Origin of the sequence: Microbacterium sp. LWS13-1.2 (assembly GCF_040144835.1) — a bacterium.
Classification (GTDB): Bacteria; Actinomycetota; Actinomycetes; order Actinomycetales; family Microbacteriaceae; genus Microbacterium.
Genome location: NZ_CP151632.1, coordinates 515,290 through 531,865 on the forward strand (window position 1 = coordinate 515,290; position 16,576 = coordinate 531,865).

The following is a 16,576-nucleotide window of genomic DNA, read 5'->3' on the forward strand; positions in this document are numbered from 1 at the left end:
AGGATGTCTCCTTCTGAAGAAATATCGGATCTAGCTTAGTGATGAGGGGCGACCGCGAGGGTCAGAGCGCGTGCAGCGGCTTGCCCGCGAGGGCGAGGAACGCCTCGCCGAGCGCTTCGGACTGCGTCGGGTGCGCGTGGATGTATGGGGCGATGTCTTCGGGGTGGGCTTCCCACCCCACGACGAGCTGCCCTTCGGTGATGAGCTCCCCGACGCGATCGCCGATGAGGTGCACCCCGAGGACCGGTCCGTCCTTGGCGCGCACGACCTTGACGATGCCGCTCGTGCCCAGGATCTCGCTCTTGCCGTTGCCCGCGAGGTTGTACTCGTACGCGACGATCCCGTCGGCGCCGTGCACATCTGCGGCCTGCGCCTCCGTGAGACCGACGGACGCCACCTCGGGGTGGCTGTAGGTGACCTTGGGGATCTGCGCGTCGGGGATCACGACGGGGGAGTGGCCCGCGATCTCCTCGGCGACGAAGATGCCCTGCTGGAATCCGCGGTGGGCGAGCTGCAGCCCCGGGACGATGTCGCCGACGGCCCACACGTGGTCGACGCCGGTGCGCAGACGCTCGTCGGTGAGCACGAATCCGCGGTCGATGGTGACGCCGGCCTCCTCGTAGCCGAGGCCGGCAGACGCCGGTCCGCGGCCCACGGCCACCAGGAGGTAGTCGGCGGTGAACGTCTTGCCGTCCTCCAGGGTCACGGTGACGGCATCCGCCGTCTGCGTCGCGGTCTGGAAGCGCACACCGAGGGAGTACTGGATGCCGCGGCGGCGGAATGCACGCTCGAGGCCCTTGCTGATCGCCACGTCCTCGTTCGGCACGAGGTGGTCGAGCGCCTCGACGATCGTGACGTCGGCGCCGAACGAGCGCCACACGCTCGCGAACTCGACGCCGATGACGCCGCCGCCGAGGATGACGACGCTCGTGGGGATCTCGTCGAGCTCGAGGGCGTGCTCGCTGGTGAGGATGCGGCCGCCGATCTCGAGCCCCGGAAGCGTGCGGCTGTACGACCCGGTCGCGAGCACGACGTCGGTGCCGAGGTAGAGGTCGTCGCCGACGCGGACGGCCGGTCCTGCCTCGAGCCGGCCCTCGCCGTTCACGACCGTGATGCCGCGAGCCTTCACGAGGCCTTCGAGGCCCTTGTACTTCTTCGCGACGATGCCTTCGCGGTAGGCACGCACACCGGCCGGGTCGACGCCCTCGAAGGTGGCGCGGATGCCGATGGCCGAGGCATCCCGTGCGGTGTCGGCGACTTCGGCGGCGTGCAGCAGCGCCTTCGTGGGGATGCAGCCGCGGTGCAGGCAGGTGCCTCCCACCTTGTCCTTCTCGACGAGGGCGACGGTCTTGCCGAGTTCCGCGGCGCGGAGTGCGGCCGCATAGCCGCCGCTCCCACCGCCCAGAATGACGAGATCGAAGGAATGGTCGGTCATCGTGCCTCCTCATCGAGGTCAGCCAGGACGAAGCGGATCAAGCTGCGCACTGTCGCGGCAGTCGGTCCCTTGTCGGTGAAGCCGTACGGCGCGCCCTTGTGGGTGCCGCTGCCGGCGATGTCGAGATGAACCCACGGGATGCGGGGCGCATCTTCCTCGTCGGCCGTGCGGCCGACGAAGTGACGCAGGAACAGGCCTGCGAAGAGCGAACCGCCGGCGGGATCGCCGATCTTGGCGTTCTGCAGGTCGGCGATCGGCGAATCGAGCTCCTCGACCATGTGGCCGGGCAGGGGCAGCTGCCATGCGGGCTCGCCGGCCACGGCGGCGGCGGCCAGATACGCCGCCACGGCTTCGTCGTCGCCCATCACGCCGGTGTGGCGCGTGCCGAGGGCGATCAGGATCGCACCGGTGAGGGTGGCGACGTCGACGATGACATCGGGGTGCTCGCGACTGGCGGCGACGAGTCCGTCGGCGAGGACGAGGCGCCCCTCGGCGTCGGTGTTGAGCACCTCGACCGTGGTGCCGTCGAGCAGGCGCAGCACGTCGCCCGGGCGCGTCGCGCGCCCCGAGGGCATGTTGTCGGCGAGGCACAGCCATGCCGTCACCTTGACGGGCGCTCCGACGGATGCCGCGGCCTTGAGCACTGCGAGCACTGTCGCGGCTCCGGCCATGTCGTACTTCATCCCGACCATCGAGGCCGCCGGCTTGAGCGACAGCCCGCCGGTGTCGAACGTGATGCCCTTGCCCACGAGCGCGACGTGCCTGGCGGCGCCCTCGGGTGCGTACTCGAGACGCACCAGGCGCGGCGGGCGATCCGATCCCTGGCCGACGCCGAGGATGCCGCCGTAGCCCTGCTCGCGCAGCGCCTCCTCGTCGAGGATCTCGACGGTGACGGGCAGATCCGACACGGACTCGGCGGCCCGCCGGGCGACGTCGGCGGGGCCGAGCCACTCCGCCGGGATGTTGACGAGGTCCTTCACCAGGGCGACGGATGCCGCGGTCTCGACGATGAGCTTCAGGGCGGTGTCGTCGGGTTCGGCCGTGCCGTGGACGACGACGCGCGCAGCGCGCGGCTTGGGCGCCTCGCTCTTGTACCCGTCGAACCGGTAGCCCCCGAGGGCCGCGCCCTCCGCGATCGCGGTCCACAGGGCGGGGTCGGCGTACGGCGCGGCGACGGCGACTGTCGCGAACCCGGTCAGCGCGCGGATCGCAGCGCCGATCGCGTCACGCAGAGCCGCGGCATCCGGATCCGATCCCGTGCCGACGACGGCCAGTGGCTGCGTGGTGGCCTCCGGCGCGTATGCGCGGACCCATGAGCCTGCAGCGCCCGTGAAGCCCACACCGAGGAGCGCATCGCGAAGTCCCGGCCAGTCGGACAGGTCGGGGGAGTCCTCGGCCTCGAGCGGGGGGAGTGCGACGAGCAGGAGGTCGGCGTCGGACTCTCGGACGGGTGCGGTGCGGTACTCGAGGTCGGGAAACGACATGGTCTCCATCCTAGGGACGACGACTGTTCGCTCTGAGCGCGACCGGCGCGACCCGACCATGTCGGGGTGACTCGTAGCATGGGACCATGCCTTTTCCCGGCCCGCTGTTCGAGCGTGCGGCTTCCGCGCCGCCCGTGCCGCGCGGGCTGCCGCTCGTGATCGCCCTGACCGGGTTCACCGACGCCGGCAGCGCCGTGAGCCGAGTCATCGACTACTTCCGCGACGATCTGTCGCCGTCGCCGCTGGCCGTCTTCTCCAACGACACGCTGCTGGACTACCGTGCGCGCCGGCCCATCGTGTCGTTCGAGAAGGACCACCTCACCGACTACCGGCCGCCGCGTCTGGAGCTCTCGTTCGCCCACGATGCGCTCGGGCAGCCGTTCCTGCTGCTGGCGGGCTACGAGCCCGACTTCGCCTGGGACGCCTTCGCCGGCGCCGTGCTCGATCTCGCCGAGAGCTACGGCGTGTCGACGGTCACGTGGGTCCACGCGATCCCGATGCCCGTCCCTCACACGCGACCGATCGGCACCACCGTCAGCGGCACGCGGTCAGAGCTCACCGAGGCGCACTCGGTGTGGCAGCCCCACACCCAGGTGCCCGCCACCGCCGGTCATCTGCTCGAGTACCGGCTCGCCGCAGCCGGGGTGCGCATCGCCGGCTTCGTCCTGCTCATCCCGCACTACCTGGGTGACACCGAGTACCCCGCCGCGGCTCTCGCGGCGCTGGACAGTCTCACCGTCGCGACGGGCCTCGTCTTCGCGGGCGACGACCTGCGCGACGAGAACCGCGAGTACCTCGAAAAGGTCACCGAGCAGATCGAGGGCAGCGACGAGCTGGCCCGGATGGTGCAGGGACTCGAAGAGCGCTACGACGCCTACATGGCGGGGTCGACGCTGGCCACCCCGATGATCCATACCGGCGATCTGCCGAGCGCCGACGAGCTCGCCGCCGAACTCGAGCGATTCCTCGCGACACGTCCGGCGGAGGACGACAAGCGCGGCTCCTGATCCTTCGGCTGCGGCGTGGGTGGAATTCCACGCCGGACCAGCGCGTTGAATTGGGTGATGGAGGTGCGCCGGTCCACGCGGGGCGATGCTGGCGGCGCACGGCAAGTATGAGATACTAGACGCTCTGACCCGTTGTCAACCGTCTTCGTCCGGCTTCCGGCTGAAGATGTGGACTTGACAAGGGTCTTACTAGTGTCCGAAACCGACCGGAGACACGCAGGGCGTGTCGACCGGTGAAAGGCGAAACGTGACTCCAGGCACGAACACCAAGGCTCGCTCGGCCGCGAAGGACACCGAGACGGACCAGGCGACGACTCCCGCCGCGAAGAAGGCTCCCGCAGCGAAGGGCGCCGCCAAGTCCAAGGCGGCACCGAAGACCGCGTCCAAGCGCGCGAAGAAGTCGGACGACGACTTCGAGGACGACGTCGAGGAGCTCGACGACGACGTCGAGATCGAGGCCGACGACATCGAAACGGATGCCGCGGACGACACCGCGGAGGCGGCCCCGGCCGCCAAGGACGCGAAGGCCTCCACCGACGACGCCGCCGCGTCCGACGACGACGAGGAGGACGAGGAGAGCACGAAGCCCGTGTTCACCGAGCCTCTGCCCACGGGTGCGATCGTCATCTCGTCGAGCGACGAGGACGACGTCCCCGTGTACTCGACGCAGATCACCGGCGCCACGGCCGACCCCGTCAAGGACTACCTGAAGCAGATCGGCAAGGTGCCGCTGCTGAACGCGGCCGAAGAGGTCGAGCTCGCGATGCGCATCGAGGCGGGACTGTTCGCCGAAGAGAAGCTGTCGCACATGTCGGCCGCTGAGAAGAGCTCGCAACTCGGACTCGACCTGCAGTGGGTCGCCCGCGACGGCCAGCGCGCGAAGAGCCACCTTCTGGGCGCCAACCTGCGTCTCGTGGTGTCGCTCGCGAAGCGCTACACGGGTCGTGGCATGCAGTTCCTGGACCTCATCCAGGAGGGCAACCTCGGCCTCATCCGCGCGGTCGAGAAGTTCGACTACACCAAGGGCTTCAAGTTCTCGACGTACGCGACCTGGTGGATCCGTCAGGCCATCACGCGCGCCATGGCCGACCAGGCGCGCACCATCCGCATCCCGGTGCACATGGTCGAGGTCATCAACAAGCTCGCGCGCGTCCAGCGTCAGATGCTGCAGGACCTCGGTCGCGAACCCACGCCCGAGGAGCTCAGCCGCGAGCTCGACATGACCCCCGAGAAGGTCATCGAGGTGCAGAAGTACGGCCGTGAGCCGATCTCGCTGCACACTCCTCTCGGCGAGGACGGCGACAGCGAGTTCGGTGACCTCATCGAGGACACCGAGGCCGTGGTTCCCGCCGACGCGGTGGGCTTCACGATGCTGCAGCGTCAGCTCGAGTCGCTCCTCGATTCGCTCTCGGAGCGCGAGGCCGGCGTGATCCGCATGCGGTTCGGCCTCGGCGACGGCCAGCCCAAGACGCTCGACCAGATCGGCGACACGTTCGGGGTCACCCGCGAGCGCATCCGCCAGATCGAGTCGAAGACCATGGCGAAGCTGCGGCATCCGTCCCGCTCCCAGTCCCTGCGGGACTACCTCGAGTGAGCGAGGCGAACGCCGGCAAGGCGCTCACCGTCCAGGTCGAAGGCTCGTCGTTCGCGCGCATCCCGATCCGCACGCGGGTCGTGATGCCGGGCGACGACCTCGACGAGTTCATCCGCGAGTACGCGGCGGACGTCGTGCGCGAGGGCGACCTGCTGTTCGTGACGGAGAAGATCGTCGCGATCACGCAGGGCCGCTCGTACCTCGTCGAGGACATCAAGCCCCGCCGGCTCGCGTTCTTCCTCTCGAAGTACGTCACGCGCACCCCGTACGGCATCGGTCTCGGCATGCCCGAGACCATGGAGATGGCGCTGCGCGAGTGCGGTCCGATCCGCATCCTGTTCGCGGCAGCGGTGTCTGCCGTAACGAAGCTGTTCGGGCGCAAGGGCGACTTCTACCGCATCGCCGGCGACAAGGCCCGGGCGATCGACGGTCCCACGTCAGGCACGATCCCGCCGTACAACAAGGCGGTCGTGCTGGGCCCCGCGCATCCGCGCGAGGTCGCCCAGCAGGTCAAGGCTCTGCTCGGCGGTGCGCCCGAGGTGGCCGTGGTCGACATCAACGACCTCGGCGGCAACATCCTCGGCTCGACCCTCGACAAGGCGGGGGAGAAGCGCCTCGTCGCGATCCTCAAGGACAACCCGCTCGGTCAGGGGCACCAGTCCACACCGCTCGGCATCGTCCGCGCGGTCTGATCGCAGTCATGTGAAGGCGCGGCACCCCTCCGGATGCCGCGCCTTTTCCTTATCCGCGCCGGGTCAGAAACCGATGGCCTCGCGGTAGCGCGGCTTGTGCCCCGTGCGGATGCCGGTGACGCTGGGCTTGTTCTCGTAGACGCCGGCGCCCCAGTTGCCCTCGACGAGCACCGGGCCTTCGGGGGTGACCACGATGTCCCAGCCGACGTACTGGATCTGCGGGACGACGCGCGCGATCCGGTCGACGAACTCCTTGACCTGGTCGATCATCGGCAGCTGGAAGTCGGCGATCGTGAAGCCGCTGTCGGGGTGCGTGACATGAACATGCCCGTGCGAGTCGTACCCGGGGCCGACCGCATGGCCGTTCTGGTCGAGCATCGTGTAGAAGCCGCCGAATGTCATCTGGTCGCTCACCGCGCCGCGGCCGAACTTCTGCGCCATGGCCAGGATGTGCGTGGTCTCCCCGTCGAAGAAGGCCGTGACGCGGGTGGTGTTGACCGTGCCGGGGCAGACCGCGGCAAGGTCCGCGTGCTGGCGGATGACCTCCTCGATCAGCAGCTCGCCACGCGAGAGCAGGCCGCGGTGGAACTCGTGCCAGTCGGTGATGTCGGCGGCGTGGTAGCGGTGCACGCCGGTCCCGGCCTGGCCGACGGGCTCCTTGGTGACGATCGTGCCCTGCTTCTCGGCGAAGGCGCGCACGGCGTCGGCGTTGCCCTCCTCGACGACCATCCAGTCGCGACGGAGGAAGTCGCTGAACGTGCGGTCGAACTCGACCTTGTCCTGGAACAGACCGCGGTAATCGGGATGGTCGTACTTCTGAGACAGCTCGTTCGACACCGGGTGCGTCATGTAGGTCGCCCGCTCGGCGCGGTTCAGGATCGCGAAGTCGTAGTCGACGTAGTCCTGAAAGCCGACTTGCCTGAAACCGGCCGACCACAGCATGTCGACCATCACGGCCGGGGTCCATCTGCCGTGCGCATGGGCGGTCTCCCTCGCCCGCTCGACCACGGATCCGACATCAATGCGACGGACACGCCAGGCGAGATATCGAAGGCGGTTCGAGAGGGCGAGGCCCTGAGAAGGCATGCGTGCTCCGGGATCGGGTGCGGGGGACCCCGATAGTCTAGAGGCGTGAGTTCCTCGATCCCTGGGCGCGGCGTGCCCGTGCCGGGATCGGCTCCCCGCAGCAGCCCGGTCGCCCGGATCTCACGGGGCGCGCTCACCGCGAACGCCCGTGCTGCGTGTGAGCGCGGCATCCGCTCGTTCGATCCGTCGGTCCTCGATGCGGATGCCTGGGGCCACGGCCGTTCACTCGTGCACGAGGTTCTCGAGGCTCAGGGGCTCGTCGCGGCGGAAGCGCCCGTCTTCACGGCCGACGGATCGGCCATCGCGCGACCTTCGACCACGCTCATGCCGTCGACGCTGTTCGGACTCCCGGGCGCCGGCCCGTCCACGACAGCTGTGCTGCGCCTCACCGGCACCGTGCTGTCGGTCAAGGACCTCCGCACGGGCGAGGGCGTGTCGTACGGGTACGCCTACCGAGCAGCCGCCGACACCCGCATCTCCCTCGTGACGGGCGGCTACGCGCAGGGCATCGTCCGCGCGCTGGGCGGCGCCGTCGACGTCGCCATCGCCGGCCGTCGCCACCCCATCGTCGGGCGCGTCGCGATGGACGTCTGCGTCGTGGAGATCTCGGATGCCGCCGTGCGGCGCGGCGACGAGGTGCTGTTCCTCGGCGACCCCTCGCTGGGCGAGCCGTCGCTCTCGAGCTGGGTTCAGGCGACCGGCCTCAGCGAGGGGGAGCTCATCACGACGGTGGGGCTTCGCGCCATCCGCGAGGAGGCTCCGTGACGGCGCGACTGCACGTCGATCTGTCGGCGCTCACGGCCAACATCGCGCGGGTGCGCGAGACCGTCGCGCCCGCCGAGCTCATGCTCGTCGTCAAGGACGACGCGTACGGCCACGGTCTGGAAGCCGTCGTGCAGACGGCCACGACCGCCGGCGTCACGTGGTTCGGCGCATTCGACGTGCGGACCGGAACCGCCGTGCGCGCCGCTGCCGGCGACGCGGCCCGCATCTTCACCTGGATCGCCGCGTCGCGCGACGATCTGCGCACCGCCATCGCAGCGCACCTGGACCTCGGGATCGGCGACGCCGAGCTCCTGGAGGAGCTCGCGGATGCCGCATCCGACGCCGCCGGCGCGCCGCGGGTGCATCTCAAGATCGACACCGGGCTGCACCGCAACGGCGTCCGCCCGGAGGAGTGGAGCACGTTCGTCGCGCGGGCCGCTGCGCTGCAGGCCGCGGGGCGGATCGACGTCGTCGGTGTCTGGAGCCACATCGCCGAGGCCTCGGATGCCGAGGACGACGACGCGCGCGCCGTGTTCGAGCGGGCGCTGCACGAGGCAGAGGCCGTCGGCATCCGCCCTCACGTCCGGCATCTGGCTGCCAGCGCCGCGTCGTTCGCGCGCCCTGAGTTCCGCTACGACATGGTGCGGGTGGGGGCGTTCTGCTACGGCATCCGATCTGCGGGCGGACCGTCGGCCGACACACTCGGACTGCGCACGATCGCCCGGCTCGAGGCCGAGGTGGTCGCCGTGCACGAGGAGACCGTGCGGATCGACATCGGTGCAGCCGACGGGCTGCCGTCCTCGCTGCGTGGTCGCGCCATGGTCGGCACACCGGCTGGTGCGCGCAGGCTCGGCCCGGTGGGCGGTGCGCAGTCCCTCGTCGACGCATGGACCGGTGCCGCGGTCGGAGACGTCGTGACGATCTACGGCCCGGGCGGATCCGGCGAGGGGACGGCGACCGACCTCGCCGAGGTCATCGGCACGATCGGCGAAGAGATCGCGGTGAGGGTCTCGCCGCTGATCGCGCGCGTCTATACGTGAAAGCCCCGTGAGACGCGAGGCGTCTCACGGGGCGGTCGTCAGGGGGTTGCGGAGCAGCGGACCTCGGGGGGCCTTATTCCGCCAGCCGCGCCGTCTCGTCGTGCCACGAGGTCGCGATGCTGCGGAGCTTCTCTTCGTACTTGCGGCCGTGGTGGGCGCAGAAGAGCAGTTCGCTGCCGTTGACCTCGGCGGCGATGTAGGCCTGCGCGCCGCATGAATCGCAGCGGTCCACCGCGGTCAGGCGGTACTCGAGGACGGCGCCGGGCTCTGTGGGTGTCGATAGCGTGGTCATTTCGGTGCCTCCTCGTATATGTAGAACTCTTGGCCGGTGATCAGATACAACCACGGGGATGTTTCGAGAATGCCGCGAATGGGCGACATTTCGCTGAGCGCGTAGCGCTGCTCGGCCCGAAGCGTGTCTGCACGGCCCTGTCGGGCGCGCGGATTACGATGGGAGACTGTGACCGCCGAGTATTCAGCCCATCATCTCCAGGTGCTCGAGGGGCTCGAGGCGGTCCGCAAGCGCCCGGGCATGTACATCGGGTCCACCGACTCCCGCGGCCTCATGCACTGCCTGTGGGAGATCATCGACAACTCGGTCGATGAGGCCCTCGCCGGGCACGGCACGCGCATCGACATCGTGCTGCACGCGGACGGCAGCGTCGAGGTGCGCGACCGCGCCCGCGGCATCCCGGTCGACATCGAGCCGCGCACCGGACTGTCGGGCGTCGAGGTCGTCTTCACGAAGCTGCATGCCGGCGGCAAGTTCGGCGGCGGGTCGTACGCGGCATCAGGCGGCCTGCACGGCGTCGGCGCATCCGTCGTGAACGCGCTGTCGGAGCGCCTCGACGTCGAGGTCGACCGCGGCGGCAAGACATGGTCGATGTCGTTCCACCGCGGCGAGCCGGGCATCTTCTCCAACGGCAGCCCCGACTCCACGTTCACGCCGTTCGAGCAGCGCAGCGAGCTGCGGGTCGCCGGCCGCGCGGCGAAGGGCGTGACGGGAACCCGGATCCGCTACTGGGCCGACCCGCAGATCTTCACCAAGGACGCCGCGTTCAACCTGCAGGAGCTCGAGCAGCGCGCGCGACAGACCGCGTTCCTCGTCCCGGGCCTCGAGATCGTCATCCGCGACGAGCGCCCCGGCACCGAGTCCGGCGAGCCGGTCGAGACGAGCTACCGCTTCGACGGCGGCATCTCCGAGTTCGCCGACTTCCTCGCCCCGGACGCGGGAATCACCGACACCTGGCGCCTGACCGGGAGCGGCAGCTTCACCGAGACCGTCCCGGTGCTGCAGCCGTCCGGTGCGATGGTGCCCACCGAGGTCGAACGCGAATGCCACGTCGACGTCGCCGTCAGGTGGGGAACGGGCTACGAGACGGTGTCGCGCTCGTTCGTCAACATCATCGCCACGCCCAAGGGCGGCACGCACCAGCAGGGATTCGAGCAGGCCCTGATGAAGGTCCTCCGCGATCAGGTCACGCAGAACGCTCGGCGTCTCAAGGTCGGCAACGACAAGATCGAGAAGGACGACATCCTCGCCGGTCTCACCGCGGTGCTGACGGTGCGGGTGCCCGAGCCGCAGTTCGAGGGTCAGACGAAGGAGGTGCTCGGCACTCCTGCCGTGCGTCAGATCGTGTCGAACGTCGTCATCCGCGAGCTCTCGGCACGCTTCACGTCGTCCAAGCGCGACGACAAGGCGCAGACCAGCCTCCTGCTCGACAAGGTCGTCTCCGAGATGAAGGCGCGCATCTCCGCGCGCACGCACAAAGAGACGCAGCGTCGCAAGAACGCCCTGGAGTCCTCGTCGCTTCCGGCGAAGCTCGCCGACTGCCGGTCGAACGACGTCGGCGAGTCCGAGCTGTTCATCGTTGAGGGCGATTCGGCCCTCGGCACCGCCAAGCTCGCGCGCAACAGCGAGTTCCAGGCGCTGCTGCCGATCCGCGGCAAGATCCTCAACGTGCAGAAGGCGTCGATCAGCGACATGCTGTCGAACGCCGAGTGCGCGGCGATCATCCAGGTGATCGGCGCCGGCTCGGGTCGCTCGTTCGACCTGGAGGCGGCGCGCTACGGCAAGATCATCCTGATGAGCGACGCCGACGTCGACGGGGCACACATCCGCACCCTGCTGCTGACGCTGTTCTTCCGCTACATGCGGCCGCTCATCGACGAGGGACGCGTGTACGCCGCCGTGCCGCCGCTGCACCGCGTCGTCGTGATGAACCCCGGCACCAAGCCGAACGACACGATCTACACCTACTCCGAGGCGGAGCTGCACGGGCTGCTCACGAAGCTCGGCAAGGCCGGCAAGCGCTGGCAGGAGCCGGTGCAGCGCTACAAGGGCCTCGGCGAGATGGATGCCGACCAGCTGGCGACGACGACCATGGATCGCGCCGGCCGCACCCTGCGCCGCGTGCGGATGCAGGATGCCGAGGCTGCGACATCCGTCTTCGAACTGCTCATGGGCAACGACGTCGCCCCGCGCAAGGAGTTCATCATCGATTCCAGCGACCGGCTCGTGCGGGAGCGCATCGACGCCTGACGACCACCGGTCGTTGAGCGAGCGGAGCGAGACGAAACGCCGTCTGCTGCTCGCTCAACGACCGGTGAACGTCAGCGGATGCCGGTGCCGACCGCGCCGATGACCCCGTCCAGGGCCGTCCCCGACGCATCGCGCTTCGCGCCGGCCGCCGGCAGGGCGCGGACCGCCCCGTCGGAGCCGATGGCACGCGGATCGGTGCCCACCCAGGCGATGGTGAGCGCGTCCTCCCCGCGGAGGAATCGATGGGCTCGAACACCCCCGGTCGCGCGCCCCTTGGCGGGGAACTCGCTGAAGAGCGACACCTTGGCGCTGCCGGCGTCGGTGCCCGCGAGCGCGGTGGTCGAGCCGGCGATCGTCACCACGACGGCGTCAAACTCGGACGGCCCCACGACGTCGAACGCGATGACCTGCGCGCCGTCGGTGAGCCGCATCCCGGCCATGCCGCCGGCGGAGCGGCCCTGCGGGCGCACCGACGACGCGTCGAAGCGCAGGAGCTGGGAATCGCTCGCGACGAACACCAGCTCGGCGCCGTCGGATGCCGGCGCGGCGCCGACGACGCGATCGCCGTCCTTGAGCGAGATGATCTCGATGTCGTGCTTGTTGCCGAGCTCACTCGCGGCGACCCGCTTCACCACGCCCTGCGCGGTGCCGACGGCGATCGGCGGGGTGTCGGCGAGCGGGACCAGCGCGACGACGTGCTCGCCGCCACTCAGGCCGAGGTACTGATCGGCGCGTGTGCCGGCGCCCAGCTGCACCGAGTTGCCGGGGACCGAAGGCAGGTCGACGGGGGAGAGGCGCACCAGGCGGCCGAGGCTCGTCACCGCACCGATGTCGCCGCGGGTCGTCGCGTCCACCGAGGAGCGGATCGCGTCGTGCTTCGAGCGGCGTGCCGGGGCCACGACGCCGCCACCGGGCGCATCGGCGACCAGCTCGGCGCGGACCATGCGTCCGGTGGCCGAGAGGAAGACGCGACACGGGGCATCCGCGATCTGCAGGTCGGCGGCCGCCGCGGCGGCGCGTGAGCGCGGCTGCACCGGACCGCCGTTGAGCAGCAGGGTGCGCCGCGGAGTGCCGAACGCCTCGGCCGCGGCATCCAGTTCATGCGCCACCTGCGCGCGCAGCAGCACGTCGCTGCCGAGCAGCTCCTCGAGCTGGGCGATCTCCTTCTTGAGGTTGTCGCGCTCGGCCTCGAGTTCGATGCGGGAGAACTTCGTCAGCCGGCGCAGTCGCAGCTCGAGGATGTACTCGGACTGCGCCTCCGACAGGTCGAAGACGCTCATCAGGCGCTGGCGCGCCTGTTCGCCGTCATCGGAGGTGCGGATGACCTGGATGACCTCGTCGATGTCGAGGATCGCGATGAGCAGGCCCTCGACCAGGTGCAGTCGTTCCTTGCGCCGAGCGAGCCGGTAGCGGCTGCGGCGCGTCACGACGCTGATGCGGTGGTCGAGGTAGACCCGCAGCAGTTCACGGAGCCCGAGCGTCTGCGGCTGCCCTTCGACGAGTGCGACGTTGTTGATGCTGAACGAGTCCTCGAGCGGCGTCAGCCGGTAGAGGTGGTCCAGGACCGCCTGGGGGTCGAAGCCCGTCTTGATGCCGATGACCAGACGCAGACCGTGGTGACGGTCGGTGAGGTCGGTGACGTCCGAGATCCCCTGCAGCTTCTTGGCGTTGACCGCGTCCTTGATCTTCTCGATCACGCGCTCCGGGCCGACGAGATAGGGCAGCTCGGTGACGATGAGCCCGGTCCGGCGCGGGCCCAGCGACTCGATCGACACCTTGGCCCGGGTGCGGAAGCTGCCGCGCCCGTTCGTGTAGGCGTCCTTGATGCCGTCGAGACCGACGATGATGCCGCCACCGGGAAGATCCGGACCTGGCACGAACTCCATGACCTCGTCGACCGTGGCCTCGGGGTTGTCGAGCAGATGCGTGGCCGCGCCGACCACCTCGATGAGGTTGTGCGGCGCCATGTTCGTCGCCATGCCGACCGCGATGCCGGTCGTGCCGTTGACGAGGAGGTTGGGGAACGCGGCCGGCAGCACTTCGGGCTGCTGGAACTGGCCGTCGTAGTTGGGGATGAAGTCGACGACGTCCTCATCGAGATTCTCGGTGAGCGCGAGCGCCGGAGGGGCGAGACGGGCCTCGGTGTAGCGAGGGGCGGCGGGCCCGTCGTCGAGCGAGCCGAAATTGCCGTGGCCGTCGACCAGCGGCACGCGCAGCGAGAACGGCTGCGCGAGCCGCACGAGCGCGTCGTAGATGGGGGCGTCGCCGTGCGGGTGCAGCTTTCCCATCACCTCGCCGACGACGCGGGCGCTCTTGACGTGCCCGCGGTCGGGGCGCAGCCCCATGTCGGCCATCTGGAAGAGGATGCGCCGCTGAACCGGCTTCAGCCCGTCGCGCGCATCGGGGAGCGCGCGCGAATAGATCACCGAGTACGCGTACTCGAGGAACGACGTCTGCATCTCGGACGAGACGTCGACGTCCTCGATGCGTCCGTGGTCGGCGGGTGAGGAATCGGTGCGGGAAGCGGGCATGTGTCGATGAAGCCTCGGGTGACGGCGGGAGCGGTAGGGCGCGGCCGCGGTGTGCGAGACTGGCCCCGATGTCCCTCAGCCTACCCGCGGACCCGCCGCGCGCCCGGAGCCTCACCCGTGTCGTGCCCGAGATGTCGGCGGCACTCAACGGCACATCGGAGTGGTTCGCACCGGCGCGCAGCGCGATCGTGTGGGTGATCGACGGGCTGGGCGTGTCGAACCTCGCCGCCCGCGCGGGACACGCGCGCTTCCTCAGCGAAGCGCGGACGAGACGGGATGCCGCGCGCACCGTCTTCCCCTCCACCACGGCAGCCGCACTGACGAGTCTGCTCACGGGCGCCCTGCCGGGGGAGCATGGCATCGTCGGCTATCGCGCCCGGGTTCCCGGCACCGACGACGTCGTCAACATGCTGCGCGGGTGGGACACCGACGGCCTGCCGCTGTCGTTCCAGCGTGCCGCGCCGCTGTCCGCCACGCTCGGCCGGCCGTTCTTCGCCGTGTCGCGCAACGAGTACGCGCGCACCGGATTCACGGCCGTGACCCTGGGAGACGCCGAGTTCCACGGAGTGGACGACCTCGACGAACGCGTACGTGTCGCCGCCGACCTGGCGGCGCGGCATCCGGGCTCGCTCGTCTATCTGTATGCGGCCGATCTCGACGCGGTGGGCCACAAGCGCGGCTGGGAGTCCGACGAGTGGGTGGCCGCTCTGGAACGGATCGACGCCGCTGCCCGCACGCTCGCGGCATCGGTCGACCGCAGCACCGGCGTCGTCGTCACCTCGGATCACGGCATGATCGACGTCCCCCGTCACCGCCACATCCTGCTCGACGAGGGCGGCAACCTGCTCGACGGCGTCCGCCTCATCGGCGGCGAGCCGCGCATGCTGCAGATGTATGCCGAGGCCGGGCAGGCTGATGCCGTGCTCGCGCGGTGGCGCGAGGCCGAGGGGTCGCGATCCTGGGTCTTCTCCCGCGCCGAGCTCGAGACGTCGGGACTCATGGGGGTCGTCGACCCCGAGGTCGGCGCCCGCATCGGCGACGTGATCGTCGCCCCGCGCACCGGGATCGCGTATTACGACGATCGCCTCGCCGACACGGCACCGCAGAAGATGGTGGGCCAGCACGGCTCGCTGAGCGATGAGGAGCGGGTCGTGCCTCTCATCCGGCTCGGCGCGTTCGCCTGAGCCGTCAGTCGTCGGAACGGGCGCCGAAGACGATCTCATCCCACGAGGGCATCGAGGTGCGCCCCTTGCGACGGCCCGCCTCCGCCACCGCGGCAGGAGTGGGCGCCTGATAGTCGGATGCCGGCGGCTCTTCGTCGGCGGGTGCCTCGTCGTAGCCCGGTTCGAGGGCGTCGAACAGCGCGACCGGCGCCGAGGAGCGCTGCGGTGCAGCCACTTCGTCGGCGCCCGGCAGCGGCTCACGCTGACCGCGGCGACGGCGCAGGGCCTCGAGAAGATCCGCGGTCTCGGCCGACGTGACGACGGTGGGCTCGCTCGCACGCTTGATCGCCGCCTCCTGGACGGCGGGAGCGGCCGGCGAGGGGATCTCGGGCGACTCGATGTCGGCGTCGGGGAGGCGCCGCGGACCGAACGCGCCGCTGTCGAAGCGCGAGTCGTCCTTGGCCGGCGCACTGTCCAGTGCCCGCAGGCGCGGGATCAGCCCTTCGGGCAGCGATCCCTGGCGAGAGAGCTGGATCGCGTCGGAGTTCAGCGGCGACAGCGTGCTGCGGCGGGGGTCGAAGCCCCAGCGGGCATCGTGCCCGATGTCGTTGGCCGTGAACTCCAGCTTGACCGTCCAGCCGGTGGGCGCCTTCCAGCTCGTCCACCGTTCGCCTATGGCACCGGCCTCGGCGAGCTTGGCGCGCACGGCGGAGCCGAACGTGGTCTGTCCGTCGCCCTCGAAGTCGCCGCCGAGAAGAACGGGCACCGCCAGCGCCTGTCCTACGACGTGCTCGCGCTCGGCCAGCACGGGGCCTTCGAAGCGCACCACGTCCTCGACGCGCGCGCCGAGGAGCTCGGCGACCTCGTGGGCGGACAGCCCGGAGCGGATGTGCGCCTGGATCTCCCGCGGACTCGCGCGCGGCGCTTGGACGTCGCCGTCGCGGTCGCGCCGCGCCTTGCGCAGCTCGACCCGCAGCACATCGTCGACATCGAGCGAGAATCTCTCGCCGGACTCGGTCGCCAGGATGAGCTTGTCGTCCTCGGTTCCGATGACCTTGAGCTGTTCCATGCGGACGCCCCTTACTTTTCCCTTGGGCTCACGGCTGTACTTCCCCGTCGGGCTGATGGCAGCCGATGCTGCCTGATCCGCCCCATCGTGTCACAGCGAAGTGCCCAGGCCGGGAATATACGGCGCGTGCCGCGAGTTTCACGCGAACGCACGTGGTGGACACCGCCG

The 16,576-nt window shown here is 69.9% G+C and carries 13 protein-coding genes; 7 read left to right on the forward strand and 6 right to left on the reverse strand.

The window, feature by feature from the left end:
- Positions 1-61: 61 nt before the first annotated feature.
- A complete protein-coding gene (lpdA, locus tag MRBLWS13_RS02485) occupies positions 62-1,435 on the reverse strand; it encodes a dihydrolipoyl dehydrogenase (protein WP_349427494.1) in 1,374 nt (457 codons plus the stop codon).
- Positions 1,432-2,919 (reverse strand): leucyl aminopeptidase, encoded by a 1,488-nt coding sequence (locus tag MRBLWS13_RS02490; protein ID WP_349427495.1) that lies wholly within the window; start codon positions 2,917-2,919, stop codon positions 1,432-1,434. Before MRBLWS13_RS02490 ends, lpdA begins: the two co-directional genes overlap by 4 nt.
- A gap of 86 nt (positions 2,920-3,005) precedes the next feature.
- On the opposite strand from MRBLWS13_RS02490, the gene MRBLWS13_RS02495 reads away from it, so the two are divergent.
- The 3 genes from MRBLWS13_RS02495 (at position 3,006) to MRBLWS13_RS02505 (ending at position 6,212) form a co-directional block, all read left to right on the forward strand.
- A complete protein-coding gene (locus MRBLWS13_RS02495; RefSeq protein WP_349427496.1) occupies positions 3,006-3,926 on the forward strand; it encodes a PAC2 family protein in 921 nt (306 codons plus the stop codon).
- Between the two features lie 247 nt (positions 3,927-4,173).
- Positions 4,174-5,520, forward strand: coding sequence for an RNA polymerase sigma factor (locus tag MRBLWS13_RS02500; protein ID WP_349427497.1), 1,347 nt, complete (start codon positions 4,174-4,176; stop codon positions 5,518-5,520).
- Positions 5,517-6,212 carry a coenzyme F420-0:L-glutamate ligase gene (locus tag MRBLWS13_RS02505; RefSeq protein ID WP_349427498.1) on the forward strand — a complete coding sequence of 232 codons (696 nt, stop codon included), beginning with the start codon at positions 5,517-5,519 and terminating at the stop codon, positions 6,210-6,212. Before MRBLWS13_RS02500 ends, MRBLWS13_RS02505 begins: the two co-directional genes overlap by 4 nt.
- A 63-nt stretch (positions 6,213-6,275) precedes the next feature.
- On the opposite strand, the gene MRBLWS13_RS02510 is transcribed toward MRBLWS13_RS02505, so the two are convergent.
- The gene (locus MRBLWS13_RS02510; RefSeq protein ID WP_349427499.1) at positions 6,276-7,298 is read right to left on the reverse strand and encodes a sugar-transfer associated ATP-grasp domain-containing protein; all 1,023 of its coding nucleotides are present in this window, start codon (positions 7,296-7,298) and stop codon (positions 6,276-6,278) included.
- 45 nt (positions 7,299-7,343) lie between these two features.
- Between MRBLWS13_RS02510 and MRBLWS13_RS02515 the strand changes: the two genes are divergently transcribed.
- Positions 7,344-8,063 (forward strand): alanine racemase C-terminal domain-containing protein, encoded by a 720-nt coding sequence (locus tag MRBLWS13_RS02515; protein WP_349427500.1) that lies wholly within the window; start codon positions 7,344-7,346, stop codon positions 8,061-8,063.
- Complete coding sequence (locus tag MRBLWS13_RS02520; RefSeq protein WP_349427501.1) at positions 8,060-9,103, forward strand: alanine racemase; 1,044 nt, start codon at positions 8,060-8,062, stop codon at positions 9,101-9,103. Before MRBLWS13_RS02515 ends, MRBLWS13_RS02520 begins: the two co-directional genes overlap by 4 nt.
- Positions 9,104-9,176: 73 nt before the next feature.
- Here MRBLWS13_RS02520 and MRBLWS13_RS02525 read toward each other — a convergent pair whose 3' ends face one another.
- Positions 9,177-9,395 (reverse strand): hypothetical protein, encoded by a 219-nt coding sequence (locus MRBLWS13_RS02525; protein ID WP_194415370.1) that lies wholly within the window; start codon positions 9,393-9,395, stop codon positions 9,177-9,179.
- Positions 9,396-9,563: 168 nt separating this feature from the next.
- Between MRBLWS13_RS02525 and MRBLWS13_RS02530 the strand changes: the two genes are divergently transcribed.
- Positions 9,564-11,645 carry a DNA topoisomerase IV subunit B gene (locus MRBLWS13_RS02530; protein ID WP_349427502.1) on the forward strand — a complete coding sequence of 694 codons (2,082 nt, stop codon included), beginning with the start codon at positions 9,564-9,566 and terminating at the stop codon, positions 11,643-11,645.
- 71 nt (positions 11,646-11,716) lie between these two features.
- Here MRBLWS13_RS02530 and MRBLWS13_RS02535 read toward each other — a convergent pair whose 3' ends face one another.
- Positions 11,717-14,176, reverse strand: coding sequence for a DNA topoisomerase IV subunit A (locus tag MRBLWS13_RS02535; protein ID WP_349427503.1), 2,460 nt, complete (start codon positions 14,174-14,176; stop codon positions 11,717-11,719).
- 68 nt (positions 14,177-14,244) lie between these two features.
- Here MRBLWS13_RS02535 and MRBLWS13_RS02540 point away from each other — a divergent pair, with 68 nt between their 5' ends.
- Complete coding sequence (locus tag MRBLWS13_RS02540) at positions 14,245-15,360, forward strand: nucleotide pyrophosphatase/phosphodiesterase family protein (protein ID WP_349427504.1); 1,116 nt, start codon at positions 14,245-14,247, stop codon at positions 15,358-15,360.
- A 4-nt stretch (positions 15,361-15,364) separates the two neighbouring features.
- On the opposite strand, the gene sepH is transcribed toward MRBLWS13_RS02540, so the two are convergent.
- A complete protein-coding gene (gene sepH, locus MRBLWS13_RS02545) occupies positions 15,365-16,408 on the reverse strand; it encodes a septation protein SepH (RefSeq protein ID WP_349427505.1) in 1,044 nt (347 codons plus the stop codon).
- Between the last annotated feature and the right edge of the window lie 168 nt (positions 16,409-16,576).

Excerpts from the sequence above, each read along its gene's own strand:
- lpdA (WP_349427494.1), bottom strand. The coding sequence starts at position 1,435 with ATGACCGACCATTCCTTCGATCTCGTCATTCTGGGCGGTGGGAGCGGC.
- MRBLWS13_RS02490 (WP_349427495.1), bottom strand. The coding sequence starts at position 2,919 with ATGTCGTTTCCCGACCTCGAGTACCGCACCGCACCCGTCCGAGAGTCC.
- MRBLWS13_RS02495 (WP_349427496.1), top strand. The coding sequence starts at position 3,006 with ATGCCTTTTCCCGGCCCGCTGTTCGAGCGTGCGGCTTCCGCGCCGCCC.
- MRBLWS13_RS02510 (WP_349427499.1), bottom strand. The coding sequence starts at position 7,298 with ATGCCTTCTCAGGGCCTCGCCCTCTCGAACCGCCTTCGATATCTCGCC.
- MRBLWS13_RS02525 (WP_194415370.1), bottom strand. The coding sequence starts at position 9,395 with ATGACCACGCTATCGACACCCACAGAGCCCGGCGCCGTCCTCGAGTAC.
- MRBLWS13_RS02535 (WP_349427503.1), bottom strand. The coding sequence starts at position 14,176 with ATGCCCGCTTCCCGCACCGATTCCTCACCCGCCGACCACGGACGCATC.
- MRBLWS13_RS02540 (WP_349427504.1), top strand. The coding sequence starts at position 14,245 with ATGTCCCTCAGCCTACCCGCGGACCCGCCGCGCGCCCGGAGCCTCACC.
- sepH (WP_349427505.1), bottom strand. The coding sequence starts at position 16,408 with ATGGAACAGCTCAAGGTCATCGGAACCGAGGACGACAAGCTCATCCTG.